The following is a 14,345-nucleotide window of genomic DNA, read 5'->3' on the forward strand; positions in this document are numbered from 1 at the left end:
TTTCTACTGCTGGGGTACCTGGACTCGAACCAAGAACAAATGAACCAGAATCATCCGTGTTGCCAATTACACCATACCCCAAAGGCCAAAAGCATTGCTTGGGCCGGTTGTCAACAGTACCCTACCGCTGGCTCACTCTCAAATTGAGCGGACCCTTGCGGCGACCGTATCGCGCACGATCGTCGCCGACACCTGCGCCCCCGTGCCAGCCGCAACAATGAGCTGCTCCGGGCCTGGCGGGGTTATGTCTCCGGCGGCATATAGACCGGGCACCGTGGTGCGTCCACCCGCATCGACGACGAGCAGCCCGAGCTCGTCGGTCTCGGCGCCCAGACCCTCGACAAACCTCAGCGCGCCACTCCACAGTGGGCGGACGAAGCCGGCCGTACGAGCGATGATCTCGCCGTCAGCAAGCTTCAGCCCGGTGAGTTGAGCGCGTTCACCGACGAACTCCGACACGACGCGACGTTCGACCCGGATGCCGTGACTCGCCAGCATCCGCTCGTCGGGTTCGGGAATCACACCGACGCCATTGGTGAAGACGATGATGTCGTCGCTCCACACGGAGGCGTGAAGGGCTCGCTCGGCGAGGTCATCGGACTCACCGACGACGGCGAGGGCCTCCCCCGCCTTTTCGTAGCCGTCACACTCGTAGCAACTGTGCAATGCGGTGCCGTAGAAGGCACGCAGATTTCCGATCGACGGCAGCGTCTCCCGGAGCCCGGCGGCGACGAGCACTCGCGTGGCAGTGACGTTCTGGTCGGGAGCACCCCGGACACCGGTCGCCGTGACACGGAAGCCTCCATCGATCGCCGTCACGCCGTCGACGAGAGCGAACTGCACCTCGGCGTCATCGTAACTGGCGACCTCCTCACGGCCGAGTTTGCGAAGCTCAAGCGGGGAGATCCCGTCACGAGTGAGGAAACCGTGGGAGTGAAGCGTCGCCGCGTTGCGAGGCCGATTGCCGTCGAGCACGAGCACGCGCTGGCGCGCCCGAACAAGGTTCAGCGCTGCCGACAGGCCCGCCGGTCCCCCGCCGACCACGACGACATCGACATCGAGCCCGGCGGTCATGCTGACAGGTGAGCCGAAAGCCGGTCGAGCCGGTCGAGGGTGTCGGACTTGCCGAGGATCTCCATCGATTCGAACAACGGCGGTGACACGCGGCGACCCGAGACAGCGACACGCAGCGGCCCGTAGGCAATCCGCGGCTTGAGCCCGAGTCCTTCGATAAGGGCGCCAGCAAGCGTCGCCTGCAGCTTCTCGGTGTTCCACTCGGTCTCGGAAATGCCGTTGAGGGCCTCAACCGACGCCGCAAGAACATCGCCCGCGTTCTGCGGAAGGCTCTTCAGCGCGTCCTCCTGGAAGTCGATGCCTGCGGCATCCGTGAAGAGGAACCCGAGCATGCCCGGTGCCTCACCGAGAAGACCGATGCGCTCCTGGACGAGCGGTGCCGCCTGGTTGAGGATGGCACGCTGTTCATCACTGAGCGGCTCCGTGAGGATGCCGTCACGCACGAGATACGGGATGGTGCGCTCAGCGAAGTCGGCGGCGTCAAGCATCCGGATGTGGTCTCCGTTGATCGACTCAGCCTTCTTGAGGTCGAATCGAGCGGGGCTCGGGTTGACGTTGACCACGTCGAACGCGGCAACCATCTCGTCGAGCGAGAAGACGTCGCGGTCGGCGGAGAGTCCCCAGCCGAGAAGCGCGAGGTAGTTGACGAGACCCTCGGGAATGAAGCCGCGGTCGCGGTGGTGGAACAGGTTCGACTCGGGGTCGCGCTTCGAGAGCTTCTTGTTGCCGTCACCCATGACGTACGGAAGGTGGCCGAAGCGGGGAATGAACGTCGTCAGCCCGATGTCGACGAGCGCGTGGTACAGCGCGATCTGCCGTGGTGTCGACGGGAGCAGGTCCTCGCCGCGGAGCACGTGGGTGATTCCCATGAGTGCGTCGTCGACGGGGTTCACGAACGGGTAGAGCGGGTGTCCGTTGGGCCGGACAACGACGAAGTCGGTGAACGAACCGGCGGGGAACGTGATCTCGCCGCGGACCAGGTCGTCAAAGCTGAGGTCGGTGTCCGGGACTCGGAGCCGGAGGGCAGGAAGGCGACCCTCGGCGCGGAAGGCTGCGCGCTGCTCGTCGGTGAGGTCGCGGTCGAAGTTATCGTAGCCGAACTGCTTGGGGCGGCCGGCAGCGGCGTTGCGCTCGTCGATCTCCTCGGCGTTCGAGTAGCTCTCGTAGACGTGGCCGGCGGCGGTGAGCTTCTCGATCACGTCGCGGTAGACGTCGGCGCGCTGCGACTGGCGGTACGGACCGTGATCTCCCCCGGCGCCTTCACCCTCGTCCCAGTCGAGCTTCAGCCAGCGAAGGGCCTCGAGAATGAGCTCGTAGCTCTCTTCGCTGTCGCGGGCGGCATCCGTGTCTTCGATCCGGAACACGAGCTTGCCGCCGGTGTGCCGCGCATAGGCCCAGTTGAACAGGGCCGTGCGGATGAGACCCACGTGGGGCGTGCCGGTCGGCGACGGGCAGAATCGGACGCGAACGTCCGTGCCGGTTGCCGTTGAGAAGAGGGGGGAATTATCGCTTGACATCACCCGCAATCCTAGTCGTTGCGCCTGAGCGCGAGCGTGGGCATGCGGGTGACGAGAATCGCCGCGACGAGTACGGCGGCGACGAGGGCACACGCAACCAGTGACAGCCCGTCGAAACCGAGCAGGGCGAGAGTCGGCCCGGCGAGCGCTCCCCCGGCGGCGCCGGACAGATTCATGAGGGTGTCGGTGATGCCCTGCACCCGGGGCCGGCGCAGTGGAGCGGTTGACTCTGTCACGAGCGCGGAACCGGCCACCGTCGACGCACTCCAGCCAAGACCGAGAAGCACGAGCCCCACCGTCACCGCCGACGATGTCTCCGCACCGATGGTGAGTGTCGTGAGGGCGGCAACGAACAGGCCCTGTCCCAGAAGGATGACGGGCATGCGACCGAGCCGGTCGGCGAGCATCCCGAACACGGGAGACAGGGCGAACATCCCGGCAACGTGCAGGCTGATGGTCAGCCCGATGATCGTCAGGCTGGCGCCGTGATGCTGCAGATGCACGGGGGTCATCGACATCACCGACACCATCGTCGCGTGGCTGAGCGCAACCGTAAGGATCGCGAAGCGCTCCCGGGAGCGGGATTCGGATGCCGTCGGTGCGGGCCGCGCCGTGGCATCCGTTACCGCACCGAGAGCGCGGGCGGTGAGGAGTGGGTCAGGGCGAAGAGCGAGGAGGTAAACCGCTGCGGCGAGAAGCTGGGCCACGATTCCGAACAGGAAGGGTCCGGTCAGCGGGACGAGGCCGAACAGCCGCCCGACGGCGTCACCGGGTTCGAGCAGATTCGGCCCGGCGACGGCACCGAGGGTTGTGGCCCAGACCACGACGGACAGGTCTCTGCCTCGGGTGCGGTCGCTGGCAAGGTCGGTGGCGGCGAACCGCGCCTGAAGTCCGACCGCTGCGCCGGTGCCGACGAGGGCGAGTGCGATCAGTAGGAGCGGAAAACTGCGAACGGATGCCGCGACGATCGTGAGCACCGCACCGGACGCCGAGACGAGCGCCCCGCCGCTCAGGGCGACCCTTCGGCCGTGGCGGACGGCCAATCGCGCCAGCGGGATTGCGGCGATCGCCGCACCCAGCGTCGACATCGTTGCGGCCATTCCTGACCAGGCGTCGGATCCGGAAATATCGGCGGCGAGAAGCGCACCGAGCGACAGAGTGGCTCCGATGGCGAAGCCGCCGAGGACCTGGCCGGCGGAGAGGAACCAGACGGTCCGCCGCTGCAGCGCGGCGATCCGGTCGTCTCCCGTCACCGTGCTGCTCATGCCGACGTCAGGCCGCGGTGTTGCGCAGGATGCCGAGGCCGGTGACGGCGACCTCGACGGTGTCGCCGGAAACGATCGGGCCGACCCCGGCCGGTGTTCCCGTGAGAATCACGTCGCCGGGAAGGAGCGTGAATACCGCTGAGGCGTAAGCGATGATTTCAGCGACCGAGTGGATCATGTCGGACAGCGGCGCCTGCTGGCGCACATCACCGTTGACCCGGGTTTCGATCGTGGCTCCGTCGAAGGAGAACTCGGTGTCGATCACTGGGCCGAGCGGGCAGAACGTGTCGAAGCCCTTCGCACGAGTCCACTGGCCGTCCTTCTTCTGGAGGTCACGGGCGGTGACGTCGTTCCCGATCGTGTAGCCGAAGATCACGCTCTCGGCGTCCTCGGCCCGGACGTTCCGTGCAACGGATCCGATGACGACGGCAAGCTCACCCTCGTGCTCGATCTGATTGGACAGGCCTGGAAGCACGATGCGGTCGTTCGGTCCGACGACGGAGGTGTTGGGCTTGAGGAAGAGGAGCGGCTCTGCCGGTGCCTCTCCACCCATCTCCTTGGCATGGTCGGCGTAGTTCTTGCCGACGCAGACCACCTTGGATCGAGGGATTACCGGCGCGAGAAGGATCGCGTCGGCGAGCGGAACCCGCTCCCCCGTGGTCTCGAACCCACCGAACATGGGGTCAGCGGCGAGCACGACCAGGTCGGTCTCGTCGAGTATTCCGAAGTTGATGGCACCGTCATGGCTGAATCGCGCGATTTTCACGAGTCGAGCCTAGCCGGGAACCAGCGTCGATGCTCAGGCGTCGAGTCGGTACAGCCAGTTGTGCCGGTCCTCGCGACGCCCGTACTGGATATCGGTGAGTTCTTCGCGGATCGACATCGTCAACTCGCCGGCCTCGGCATCTGCTGATCCGATCGAGAATTCCGCCGTCTTCAGTTCGGCGATCGGGGTGATCACAGCGGCGGTGCCGCACGCGAACACCTCGGTGATGTCGCCGGACTCGACGCCGGCGCGCCAGTCCTCGACGCTCACAGCGCGCTCTTCGACCTCGTATCCGCGATCGCGGACGAGCTGGATGATGCTGTCGCGGGTGACACCCTCGAGGATGCTTCCGGTCAGCTCGGGCGTGACGACCCGGTTGCCTTCGTGCACGAAGAAGATGTTCATGCCACCGAGTTCTTCGATGTGGGTGCCGGTCTCGGCGTCGAGGAAGAGCACCTGCGCGCAGCCGTTCTCGGCGGCTTCCTGCTGCGGGAGCAGCGAAGCGGCGTAGTTGCCACCGCACTTTGCGGCTCCGGTTCCACCGCGGCCCGCACGCGTGTACGTGGTCGACAGCCAGATCGATACCGGCTTCACTCCCCCGGAGAAGTACGCTCCTGCCGGGCTCGCGATCACGTAGTAGCCGACTTTCTGGGCGGCACGCACGCCGAGGAAGGATTCGTTTGCGATCATGAACGGGCGCAGGTACAGGCTCGTGTCCTCTCCCGATGGCACCCAGTCCTTGTCGACCGCGACGAGGCGGCGGAGCGACTCCAGGAAGTCTTCCGTGCTCAACTCCGGGAGAGCGAGCCGTCGTGCGGACCGCTGGAACCGTTCGGCGTTCTTCTCCGGGCGGAACGTCCAGACCGACCCGTCGTCGTGACGGTAGGCCTTGAGGCCCTCGAAGATCTCCTGTGCGTAGTGCAGAACGGATGCCGCGGGGTCGAGGAGCAACGGACCGTACGGCTGCACGCGCGCGTCGTGCCAGCCGTCCTCGAGCGTCCAGTCGATGGCGACCATGTGGTCGGTGAAGTGCTTGCCGAAGCCGGGGTTCGCGAGGATCTCCTCGCGGCGAGCCTCGGCGATAGCGGACTCTGACGGACGGTGCTCCCACGCGAGGGGGAAGGACTCGGTGCCGGTTCCTGCTGCAAGTGTCATGTGCGTTCCTTTGGGTGCTGAAATCTAGTGTGCGCCGAGTGAGGCGACGATCGCATCCCCGACGGCGGAGGTCGATCGCTTCTCGCCCGTGCGGGCGTCGATGTCAGCGGTCACTGCGGCCGTGACAGCCGCGGCTTCGGCGGCGAGGCCCAGGTGCTCGAGCAGGAGGGCCACGGAGAGGATGGCGGCGGTCGGGTCAGCCACCTGTTTGCCGGCGATGTCAGGGGCCGATCCATGGACCGGTTCGAACATGCTCGGGAAGGTGCCGTCCGGGTTGATGTTGCCCGAGGCCGCCAGACCGATGCCCCCGCTGATTGCGCCGGCCAGGTCGGTGAGAATGTCGCCGAAGAGGTTGTCCGTGACGATGACGTCAAATCTAGCAGGGTCCGTGACGAGGAAGATCGTCGCCGCATCGACGTGGAGGTAGTCCACCGCGACATCGGGGTACTCGGTCGCGACGGCATCCACGGTGCGCTGCCAGAGCTTTCCCGAGAACGTCAGGACGTTGGTCTTGTGCACGAGGGTCAGCTTGTTCCGGCGGGCGGATGCCTTCTCGAACGCGAACCGGACGACCCGCTCCACCCCGTAGGCGGTGTTCACGGACACTTCGCTGGCGATCTCCTGCGGTGTGCCCTGGCGGATCGTTCCACCGTTGCCGACGTACGGTCCCTCTGTTCCCTCACGGACGACGAGGAAGTCAACATCGCCCGGGTTAGCGAGCGGGCTCGGCACACCGGGGTAGACCCTGGTGGGGCGCAGGTTGGCGTAGTGGTCGAGCGAGAAACGGAGCTTGAGCAGCAGCCCGCGCTCGATGTTCGCGTTGGCAAGCCGGGGGTCGCCGGGAACTCCGCCAACCGCGCCGAGCAGGATGGCGTCGTGGCTCCGGATCGCGTCGAGGTCGTCGTCGGTGAGCACGTCGCCGGTCTCGAGGAAGCGTGTCGCTCCGAGGGAGAATTCCGTCGTGTCGAAGCTCACGTCGCTGTCGCGCGTGACAGCGGTCAGGACCTTGACGGCCTCGGCGATGACTTCGGGACCGATTCCGTCACCCGGGATGACCGCTAGCTTGACCTGACGCGACATGAACGCTCCATCCTGGGGGATCTACTCCGACCCGTCCAGCCTATCGCCGCGTGACATCCCTCATCGCACGCGGCGGAGGGAGGTGAGCGCGAGGACCGCCGCGGCGATCATCAGACCACAGCCCAGCCACGCGGCAACGCCGACGCCGCTGTCGAAGGCATGACGCGCCGAATCGAGGAGCTGCTCGGCAGCGCCGAGGGGAAGCTCACCGGCGACATGCACCGCTCCCCCGAGCGTCTCTCCCGCGGCGTTCTGCTGGGCGGCGTCGAGTCCGTCCGGCAGCACCACGGAGTTTCGGTACGAGGCAGTGAGGATCGTGCCGAGGATGGCCGTGCCGAGCACGGCACCCAGTTCGTATGCGGTCTCCGACACCGCGGAGGCAGCGCCTGCCTTGTCGACGGGAGCGTTCGCAAGCACCAGTTCGTTCGAGACGGTTTCCGCCGCGCCGATTCCCAGACCGAGCAGCAGGAAGCAGATGGCGATTCCGGTGGCATCGACAGCGCCACCGGTCACCGCAATGGCGGCATAACCGACGGCCGAGATCGTCAGGGCGATCGGGACGACGATCGACGGCCGCACCCGTGCCGCGATGGGCACAACGAGAAGCCCGGAAAGGATCATGACCACGAGTCCGGGAACGAGCACGAGGCCCGCGGTGAGCGGCGAGAGGCCGAGCACGAGCTGCAGGTGCTGGGAGACGAAGAAGAGTCCGCCGACGAGCGCGATCACGCTCATCAGGTTGATGAGGATCGCGCCGCTGAAGGCCGGGATGCGGAAGAGGGCCATGTCGAGCATGGGAGTCTCGAGCCGGTTCTGCCGGCGAACGAAGAGCGTTCCCGCGGTCAGCCCGATCACGATTGCAGCGACGCCAAGTACGTCAAAACCCTCGGTCGCCATGTGCTTGATGCCATAGACGACGGGCAGCATGGTCAGGAGCGACAGCGCGATGCTGGTGAGGTCGAACTTTCCGGGGGCGGGATCCCGCGACTCGGGTACGAGGATCGGCGCAAGGATGAACAGGGGCAGGAGCACCGGCACGGCGATGAGGAACACCGATCCCCACCACAGGTTTTCGAGCAGGATGCCGCCGATCACCGGTCCGAGTGCGCTTCCGGCCGCGAATCCGCTGGCCCACACCGCGATCGCGAGCCGCCGTTGCTCCCGATCACGGAAAATGCTGCGGATGAGCGACAGCGTCGATGGCATGAGCATGGCGCCGAAGAAACCGAGCGCCGCACGCGCCGCGATGAGCAGCTCGATGGATGGTGCGAAGGCGGCCAGGACCGACACGACACCGAAACCCGCTGAACCGATGAGCAGCAGTTTCTTGCGACCGACCCGGTCGCCGAGGCTTCCCATCGCGACGAGCAAACCGGCGAGAACGAGCGGGTAAATATCGATCATCCACAGAAGCGCTGTGCCGCTCGGCGTCAATGACTCCGAGATCGCGGGCAGCGCGAAGTTCAGCACCGTGTTGTCGACGGACACCAGCAGCACCGGCAGCATGAGCACGGCAAGCGCGGCCCAACCGCGCGCGCCGACGCGAAGCGATGTCGGAGTCGAGCCGGTTTCGAGCACAGGGGTAGCCATGAAATGTCCTTGCGATTTGGGGGGAAAGTTTACTATACCGACTGGACGGTATAGTGGCAACATGACCTCTTCTTCATCGACCACCGACGAGGGGATGCCGCGCCCCGCTTCCGCGCGCGAGCGCGTGCTCACCGCCTATGAAGACCTGCTGATCGAATCGGGAGAGCGGGGCGCGACGCTCGACGCCGTCGCCGCCCGTGCCGGCGTCTCGAAGGGCGGGCTGCTCTACCACTTCGGCTCGAAGGACGCGCTTACCGAGGGTTTCATCGAGCGCTTGCTGGAACTCACCGAAGAAGACGTCGACATCATGACCTCGGCGCCCGAAGGCGTTGTCGACTATCTGATCCGCACATCGGTGGATGAGGGAACACCTTTCGACCGAGCACTCATCGCGGCTGCCCGCCTCGCCCAGACGTCGGATCCCCGTGCCGGGGTGGCGCTCGCGCGCATCCACGATCGCTGGCTCGACGTCGTGACCGGTGTGGTCGGGGATGCGACGGTCGCGAGAGCCATCGTGCTCATCAGTGACGGTCTCTATTACAACTCCGCGCTCATGGGCGAGGGAGCGGCCGGGCCGAAAGAGCCAACAGACGAACGGCTCGACCGCCTGCTCGAGGTCATTGCCCGTCTCGGCGCCGATCCGCGCCCATAGCACACGGCCCCTCCCGCGCGCGGGGGTACAGGCATCCCTAGCCTTGCGGTGCTATCCGGCCCTAGGGTGATTCCATCAGCACCGGAAAGGGAGCTATCACCATGAGTATTGGATTGGGAATTTTCCTGTTTGCGATCGGGGCCGTCCTGACGTTCGCGTTGAACATCACCGTCGACTGGATCGACCTCGACCTGGTCGGTTACATCCTCATGGGTGCCGGCGTCGTCGTGGTCATCATCGGTATCGCTCTGCTCGCGCGCAAGCGCAGCTCCGTCACCACGACGAGGAGCGGCATCGACCCCGCGACCGGAGCGCGCGTCAACACGGCGGAGCGCGACGAGCGACTGTAAACCCGCTACACGAACGACAGAAGGGCCACCGCAACCGCGGTGGCCCTTCTTGTGTCTGCAAGTTCTACTGCTCGGTGACCTCGATGGCGCGCAGCACGGTCGCGTCGATGTCGGAACGCACGGCGTCGAGGATGGCGTCAGGGACCGGTGAATCGACGGTGAGCACGCTCAGTGCCTGTCCACCGGCTGCCCGGCGGGCAACCTGCATGCCGGCGATGTTGATGCCGGCCTCGCCGAACCGGCGGCCGTAGACAGCGACGATTCCGGGGCGGTCGGTGTAAAGCATGACGATGTGGTGCTGTGCGATCGGCACCTCGACGTCGTAGCCGTTGATCTCGACGAGCTTCTCGATCTGCTTGGTTCCGGTGAGCGTTCCCGAGACCGAGATCTGCGACCCGTCGCTCAGCGCACCGCGCAAGGTGATGATGTTCCGGTATTCCTCGCTCTCGGCATCCGTCAGAAGGCGGACGACGATGCCACGCTGCTCGGCAAGGAGCGGAGCGTTGACGTACGAAACCGTCTCGCTGACGATGTTCGTGAAGATGCCCTTGAGCGCCGCGAGCTTGAGCACGCTGACGTCGTAGTCGCTGAGTTCACCGTGGACCTCGACGTCGACGCTCGTGAGCGGCGAGTGCGCGAGCGAGGCGAAGACCTGGCCGAGCTTCTCGACAAGGGGGATGCCGGGGCGCACGTAGGGATCAATGACGCCGCCTGCGACGTTGACCGCGTCTGGCACCAGTTCGCCGCCAAGGGCGAGTCGTACCGAACGGGCAACGGAGACGCCGGCCTTCTCCTGCGCTTCATCCGTCGAGGCGCCGAGGTGAGGGGTGACGATGATGTTGGGGAGGCCAAGGAGCGCCTCGTTGGTCGGTGGCTCGGAGACGAAGACATCGAGCCCGGCACCGGCGATCGTGCCGGAGACAAGAGCGTCGTGCAGAGCGTCCTCGTCGATGAGGCCACCGCGGGCGACGTTGACGATGTACGCCGTCGGCTTCATGAAGGCGAACTGCTCGGTGCTGATCATGCCCGTGGTCTCTGGGGTCTTCGGCATGTGGATGGTGACGAAGTCCGATCGCTCGAGAAGTTCGTCGAGGGTCACGAGCTGAACGCCCAGCTGCTGAGCCCGTGCGCTGGTGACGTAGGGGTCGTAGGCGACGATGGTCGTTCCGAACGCCTGCAGGCGAGCGGTGATGAGGGCGCCGATGCGGCCGAGGCCGATGATGCCGATGGTCTTCTCGTACAGCTCGGTACCGGTGTACTTCGAGCGCTTCCACTGCCCCTGGGCGAGCGCGTTGTGCGCCTGCGGAATGTGGCGGGCCAGGCTCAGGATGTGACCGACGGTCAGCTCGGCAGCGGAAATGATGTTGGAGGTCGGCGCGTTCACGACCATCACGCCGGCGGCAGTCGCTGCCTTGATGTCGACGTTGTCGAGCCCGACACCGGCGCGAGCGATGACCTTCAGCTGCGGGGCCGAGGCCAGTGCTTCGGCGTCGACCTGCGTTGCGGAGCGAACGAGGATCGCGTGGGCATCAGCGAGCGAGGCGAGGAGAGCCGGTCGATCGGTCCCGTCCACCTGGCGGATGTCGAAGTCGGGGCCAAGGGCATCCACGGTTGCTGGTGAGAGTTCTTCGGCGATCAGTACGACCGGTTTTGACACAGGGGACATCCTTTGCTGGCAACGGGGAGGCCGGGCGTCGCAGTCGTCGGGACGCACGTGCTCCAACTTTACTGGACGTACGTGGCGTGTTACGTCAGGACGGTTCCCAGGCCGAAGACCGCGAGGAGGCTGAGGGAGATCGCGGCGACCGTCCCGAGTCCCGCGAGGTAGAGAAGAACCTGGGCGAGCGGGCTGCGGCGTCTGCCCATCCAGTAGGCGAGGCCGAAGACGCCGAGAGGCAGGAGGACCCCCAGTATCAGGACGACCCAGCCGACAACGGTGATGCTCGTTCCGAGACCGGATGCCACGACACTTACGCCGACGAGGTTGCCGACGGCTTCCCACACGTCATAGGCGTAGAACAGCCCGAAAAGCACGGCGAGGGTGACCCCCAGCCAGGCCGGAGTCTGGGTGCGGGGTTCCGCGGGGGTTTCGGTTGTCATCAACTGGCTCCCACGATGAACGGCCACGGTGCAAGAACAAGCGCTCCGACGAGGAGCGCGATCATTCGGCCGCGGAGGGATGCTGCGCCGCGCGTCAGCCAGGAGGTGGCGGCCGTCCACAGGGCGGGCGCGAGCACCGCGAGCCAGAGCCCGACGGTGAACATCACGGAACCGACGATGTCGGAGGGGGCGCCGGAGGCTCGCTGGGCGGCGATGAGCCAGCCGATCGTGTACAGGAGATAGACGCCGGCGATGACACCGTGGGTCACGAGGGCGACGGAACTCATCTGCACCGCGCGCTGATCCTGGGGGGACATTGCGACACGTCCCGGCTTGCCGACGACTTTCCACCCGCTGGAGACGGCGGGCTCCGATGATGGGGCCGGCCCAGCCGGACGCGTCGCCTGGTCGGCCGGTTCGGTGTCGCCCGCCCAGGTCAGTGCGTCATCATCTGGGGAATCCGAACTCATGCCTGTCAGCGTACCCGCGATCGGATCAGCCCGGATGCCGCTCTCACGGTGGCCTCGACAATCGCGGCATCCGTCACGTCGTAGCTGTCGTCTCCACCTCCGGGGCCGCTGCCGAAGGAAGCCGGACCGGGAACCCGCGCGGACAGGTGAACGGCGTCGATTCCTGTCTCGGCGAGCATCGCAACGGAATCCGGGGTCACTCCCCCACCTGCCATGACCTCCAGACGGCTAGCCGATGCGTCCACCATCTGCCGGAGAACCGCGATACCGTCGACGCTCGATTCTGCGCGCCCTGACGTCAGGACTCGGTGGACCCCGAGGTCGACAAGAGTATCAATCGCCGCCACGCTGTCGTTGCAGATGTCGATCGCCCGGTGGAAGGTCACGGTTCCGACGCCCGCTGCCGCCACGAATTCCCGGAGCGCCACCTGGTCCGGCGCCCCGGCGGGGGTGAGCGCTCCGACGACGACGCCGGCCGCTCCCGCCGAGATCATCGCCTGGATATCCCGCACCATGACGTCGATGTCATCGGACCCGTAGACGAAGTCGCCTGGCCGGGAACGGACCAGCACGTGGACGTCCCCAGAGCCCCCAGCGACCACAGCCTCGACCGTCCCGATCGAGGGAGTGAGCCCGCCGAGCGACAGAGCTGTACAGAGTTCGAGCCTGGTGGCACCATTCGTCCGGGCGACCCGGGCACCGTCCGCACTCTGGATAGCAATTTCGACCTCGAGAGGTGCGGTCCTCGAATCCGTGGGCGGTCTGTTCACCATGGCCGTCATACTGGCATGATTTCGAGGGCGCAGGAGCGAAGCATACTTCAGCGGCGTCAATACGGAACCGGTAGGATCCGACGATAAAGCTCCCGCGACGGAGATAGCGGTCGACGCACTGCGAATCCGGCCTGAGCCTTTGCTCCTCACGAAACGCATGGAAAGCACCAAATGAGCACTACCCCAGTGTCCACCGATTTTTCCTGGTTCGACCACGGCCGATTCGGCCTGTTCGTCCACTGGGGCGTGTACGCCCTTCCCGCCCGCCATGAGTGGGTCCAGAACCGCGAGGAGATACCCGCGGACCGCTATGCGATCTACAGCGAGCATTTCGATCCCGACTTGTTCGACGCGAAGACCTGGGCCCGCGAGGCGCGCGAGGCCGGATTCACCTACGCGGTTCTCACGACGAAGCACCACGACGGCTTCTGCCTCTGGGACTCGCAACTGACGGACTACACCGCGGTCAAGACGCGAGCCGGACGGGACCTCGTCCGGGAGTTCGTGGATGCATTCCGGGCTGAAGGTCTCCGTATCGGTTTCTACCATTCGCTCATCGACTGGCGTCACCCGGAGTTCACCATCGACGGTGTCCACCCGCTACGGAACGATGCGGAGGCGATCGCCCGCAATCCGGAGCGGAACATGGATGAGTACCGGCGGTACCTTCACGGTCAGGTGAAGGAACTTCTGACCGGATACGGCCAGGTGGACTATCTCTTCTTCGACTTCAGCTATTCGCAGGGAGTCGGTGAGCTACCGGGCAAGGGTGCCGCAGACTGGGGCTCAGAAGAGATCCTCACGATGATCCGCGAACTCCAGCCTGGCTGCATCGTGAACGACCGACTCGAGCTCGGTGGAGATGTCTCCACTCCTGAGCAGTACCAGCCGGTAGTCACGCCCACCGACGACGCGGGGAGTCCGGTGCGGTGGGAGGCGTGTCAGACGATCAACGGCAGCTGGGGGTACGACAGAGACAATCTCAACGACAAGTCGAGCGAGCTTCTCCTCAAGATGCTCGTCGATACGGTGTCGAAGAACGGCAACATGCTGCTCAACATCGGGCCTGACGCTCGAGGATCCATCGACGCGAGGACAAGGGAGCGGATGTCGGAACTCGCCGCCTGGTTCCACCTCCACTCGCGCTCCATCTATGGTGCTGGTCCCAGTGAGTTCGAAGCGCCGACAGACGTTCGTTACACGCAGAACGGCAACCGCCTGTACGTGCACATCTTCTCGTGGCCGTTCGTGCATCTGCACCTGCCCGGCCTCGGCGGCCGGGTCCGATACGCTCAGCTTCTCGCTGACGGCTCCGAGGTGCCGTTCCAGGTGCACCTGCCCGAGCATGATCAGCCGAACCAGCACACGCAGCCGAAGGGGCTCGGTGCGGACACCGTCACCCTGCACCTCCCTGTGCGTGAACCGAACACCCCGCTCCCGGTGATCGAGATCTTTCTCACCGAGAGCTGAACCCTCGCGAGATCGCAGTTTCGTACTCAAAAACGCCGACACGCGGGACTTTGGGTACGCAACTGCGATCTCGCCTCAGACCG

Annotated in this window: 14 protein-coding genes and 1 tRNA gene; 3 read left to right on the forward strand and 12 right to left on the reverse strand. The window is 65.7% G+C overall.

Going from position 1 to position 14,345, the window contains the following annotated elements:
* Positions 1-9 precede the first annotated feature (9 nt).
* From ACWA1Q_RS09150 to ACWA1Q_RS09185, 8 genes are all read right to left on the reverse strand, one after another.
* Positions 10-81, reverse strand: a tRNA-Gln gene (locus ACWA1Q_RS09150).
* 57 nt (positions 82-138) lie between these two features.
* Positions 139-1,074 (reverse strand): NAD(P)/FAD-dependent oxidoreductase, encoded by a 936-nt coding sequence (locus ACWA1Q_RS09155; RefSeq protein WP_463756823.1) that lies wholly within the window; start codon positions 1,072-1,074, stop codon positions 139-141.
* Positions 1,071-2,591, reverse strand: coding sequence for a glutamate--tRNA ligase (gene gltX / locus ACWA1Q_RS09160; protein WP_463756825.1), 1,521 nt, complete (start codon positions 2,589-2,591; stop codon positions 1,071-1,073). Before gltX ends, ACWA1Q_RS09155 begins: the two co-directional genes overlap by 4 nt.
* 11 nt (positions 2,592-2,602) lie before the next feature.
* Positions 2,603-3,856 (reverse strand): MFS transporter, encoded by a 1,254-nt coding sequence (locus tag ACWA1Q_RS09165; RefSeq protein WP_463756827.1) that lies wholly within the window; start codon positions 3,854-3,856, stop codon positions 2,603-2,605.
* A gap of 7 nt (positions 3,857-3,863) precedes the next feature.
* On the reverse strand, positions 3,864-4,622 hold the full coding sequence (locus ACWA1Q_RS09170) for a fumarylacetoacetate hydrolase family protein (RefSeq protein WP_463756829.1): 759 nt from the start codon (positions 4,620-4,622) through the stop codon (positions 3,864-3,866).
* A gap of 33 nt (positions 4,623-4,655) precedes the next feature.
* Positions 4,656-5,777 carry a branched-chain amino acid aminotransferase gene (locus ACWA1Q_RS09175; RefSeq protein ID WP_463756831.1) on the reverse strand — a complete coding sequence of 374 codons (1,122 nt, stop codon included), beginning with the start codon at positions 5,775-5,777 and terminating at the stop codon, positions 4,656-4,658.
* A 24-nt stretch (positions 5,778-5,801) separates the two neighbouring features.
* On the reverse strand, positions 5,802-6,857 hold the full coding sequence (locus ACWA1Q_RS09180; protein WP_463756833.1) for a 3-isopropylmalate dehydrogenase: 1,056 nt from the start codon (positions 6,855-6,857) through the stop codon (positions 5,802-5,804).
* A 60-nt stretch (positions 6,858-6,917) separates the two neighbouring features.
* The gene (locus ACWA1Q_RS09185) at positions 6,918-8,447 is read right to left on the reverse strand and encodes an MFS transporter (RefSeq protein ID WP_463756834.1); all 1,530 of its coding nucleotides are present in this window, start codon (positions 8,445-8,447) and stop codon (positions 6,918-6,920) included.
* 61 nt (positions 8,448-8,508) lie between these two features.
* On the opposite strand from ACWA1Q_RS09185, the gene ACWA1Q_RS09190 reads away from it, so the two are divergent.
* Both ACWA1Q_RS09190 and ACWA1Q_RS09195 read left to right on the forward strand, forming a co-directional pair.
* Complete coding sequence (locus ACWA1Q_RS09190; protein ID WP_463756835.1) at positions 8,509-9,099, forward strand: TetR/AcrR family transcriptional regulator; 591 nt, start codon at positions 8,509-8,511, stop codon at positions 9,097-9,099.
* A 101-nt stretch (positions 9,100-9,200) separates the two neighbouring features.
* Entirely contained in the window at positions 9,201-9,449 is a 249-nt protein-coding gene (locus tag ACWA1Q_RS09195; RefSeq protein ID WP_463756837.1) for a DUF6458 family protein, read from the forward strand.
* 64 nt (positions 9,450-9,513) lie between these two features.
* On the opposite strand, the gene serA is transcribed toward ACWA1Q_RS09195, so the two are convergent.
* From serA to ACWA1Q_RS09215, 4 genes are all read right to left on the reverse strand, one after another.
* Entirely contained in the window at positions 9,514-11,106 is a 1,593-nt protein-coding gene (serA, locus tag ACWA1Q_RS09200) for a phosphoglycerate dehydrogenase (protein ID WP_463756838.1), read from the reverse strand.
* Between the two features lie 89 nt (positions 11,107-11,195).
* Positions 11,196-11,549 carry a hypothetical protein gene (locus tag ACWA1Q_RS09205; RefSeq protein WP_463756840.1) on the reverse strand — a complete coding sequence of 118 codons (354 nt, stop codon included), beginning with the start codon at positions 11,547-11,549 and terminating at the stop codon, positions 11,196-11,198.
* Positions 11,549-12,019 carry a hypothetical protein gene (locus ACWA1Q_RS09210; protein WP_463756842.1) on the reverse strand — a complete coding sequence of 157 codons (471 nt, stop codon included), beginning with the start codon at positions 12,017-12,019 and terminating at the stop codon, positions 11,549-11,551. The genes ACWA1Q_RS09205 and ACWA1Q_RS09210 overlap by 1 nt, the downstream gene beginning before the upstream one ends.
* Before the next feature lie 5 nt (positions 12,020-12,024).
* On the reverse strand, positions 12,025-12,792 hold the full coding sequence (locus tag ACWA1Q_RS09215) for a copper homeostasis protein CutC (RefSeq protein ID WP_463756843.1): 768 nt from the start codon (positions 12,790-12,792) through the stop codon (positions 12,025-12,027).
* Between the two features lie 171 nt (positions 12,793-12,963).
* Here ACWA1Q_RS09215 and ACWA1Q_RS09220 point away from each other — a divergent pair, with 171 nt between their 5' ends.
* A complete protein-coding gene (locus ACWA1Q_RS09220; RefSeq protein WP_463756844.1) occupies positions 12,964-14,262 on the forward strand; it encodes an alpha-L-fucosidase in 1,299 nt (432 codons plus the stop codon).
* Positions 14,263-14,345: the final 83 nt, after the last annotated feature.

This window comes from Mycetocola sp. TRD_SC_2 (assembly GCF_055361225.1).

Coding starts and splice junctions, on each gene's coding strand:
- ACWA1Q_RS09155 (WP_463756823.1), bottom strand. CDS start 1,074: ATGACCGCCGGGCTCGATGTCGATGTCGTCGTGGTCGGCGGGGGACCG.
- gltX (WP_463756825.1), bottom strand. CDS start 2,591: ATGTCAAGCGATAATTCCCCCCTCTTCTCAACGGCAACCGGCACGGAC.
- ACWA1Q_RS09165 (WP_463756827.1), bottom strand. CDS start 3,856: ATGAGCAGCACGGTGACGGGAGACGACCGGATCGCCGCGCTGCAGCGG.
- ACWA1Q_RS09175 (WP_463756831.1), bottom strand. CDS start 5,777: ATGACACTTGCAGCAGGAACCGGCACCGAGTCCTTCCCCCTCGCGTGG.
- ACWA1Q_RS09180 (WP_463756833.1), bottom strand. CDS start 6,857: ATGTCGCGTCAGGTCAAGCTAGCGGTCATCCCGGGTGACGGAATCGGT.
- ACWA1Q_RS09185 (WP_463756834.1), bottom strand. CDS start 8,447: ATGGCTACCCCTGTGCTCGAAACCGGCTCGACTCCGACATCGCTTCGC.
- ACWA1Q_RS09190 (WP_463756835.1), top strand. CDS start 8,509: ATGACCTCTTCTTCATCGACCACCGACGAGGGGATGCCGCGCCCCGCT.
- ACWA1Q_RS09195 (WP_463756837.1), top strand. CDS start 9,201: ATGAGTATTGGATTGGGAATTTTCCTGTTTGCGATCGGGGCCGTCCTG.
- ACWA1Q_RS09205 (WP_463756840.1), bottom strand. CDS start 11,549: ATGACAACCGAAACCCCCGCGGAACCCCGCACCCAGACTCCGGCCTGG.
- ACWA1Q_RS09210 (WP_463756842.1), bottom strand. CDS start 12,019: ATGAGTTCGGATTCCCCAGATGATGACGCACTGACCTGGGCGGGCGAC.
- ACWA1Q_RS09215 (WP_463756843.1), bottom strand. CDS start 12,792: ATGGTGAACAGACCGCCCACGGATTCGAGGACCGCACCTCTCGAGGTC.
- ACWA1Q_RS09220 (WP_463756844.1), top strand. CDS start 12,964: ATGAGCACTACCCCAGTGTCCACCGATTTTTCCTGGTTCGACCACGGC.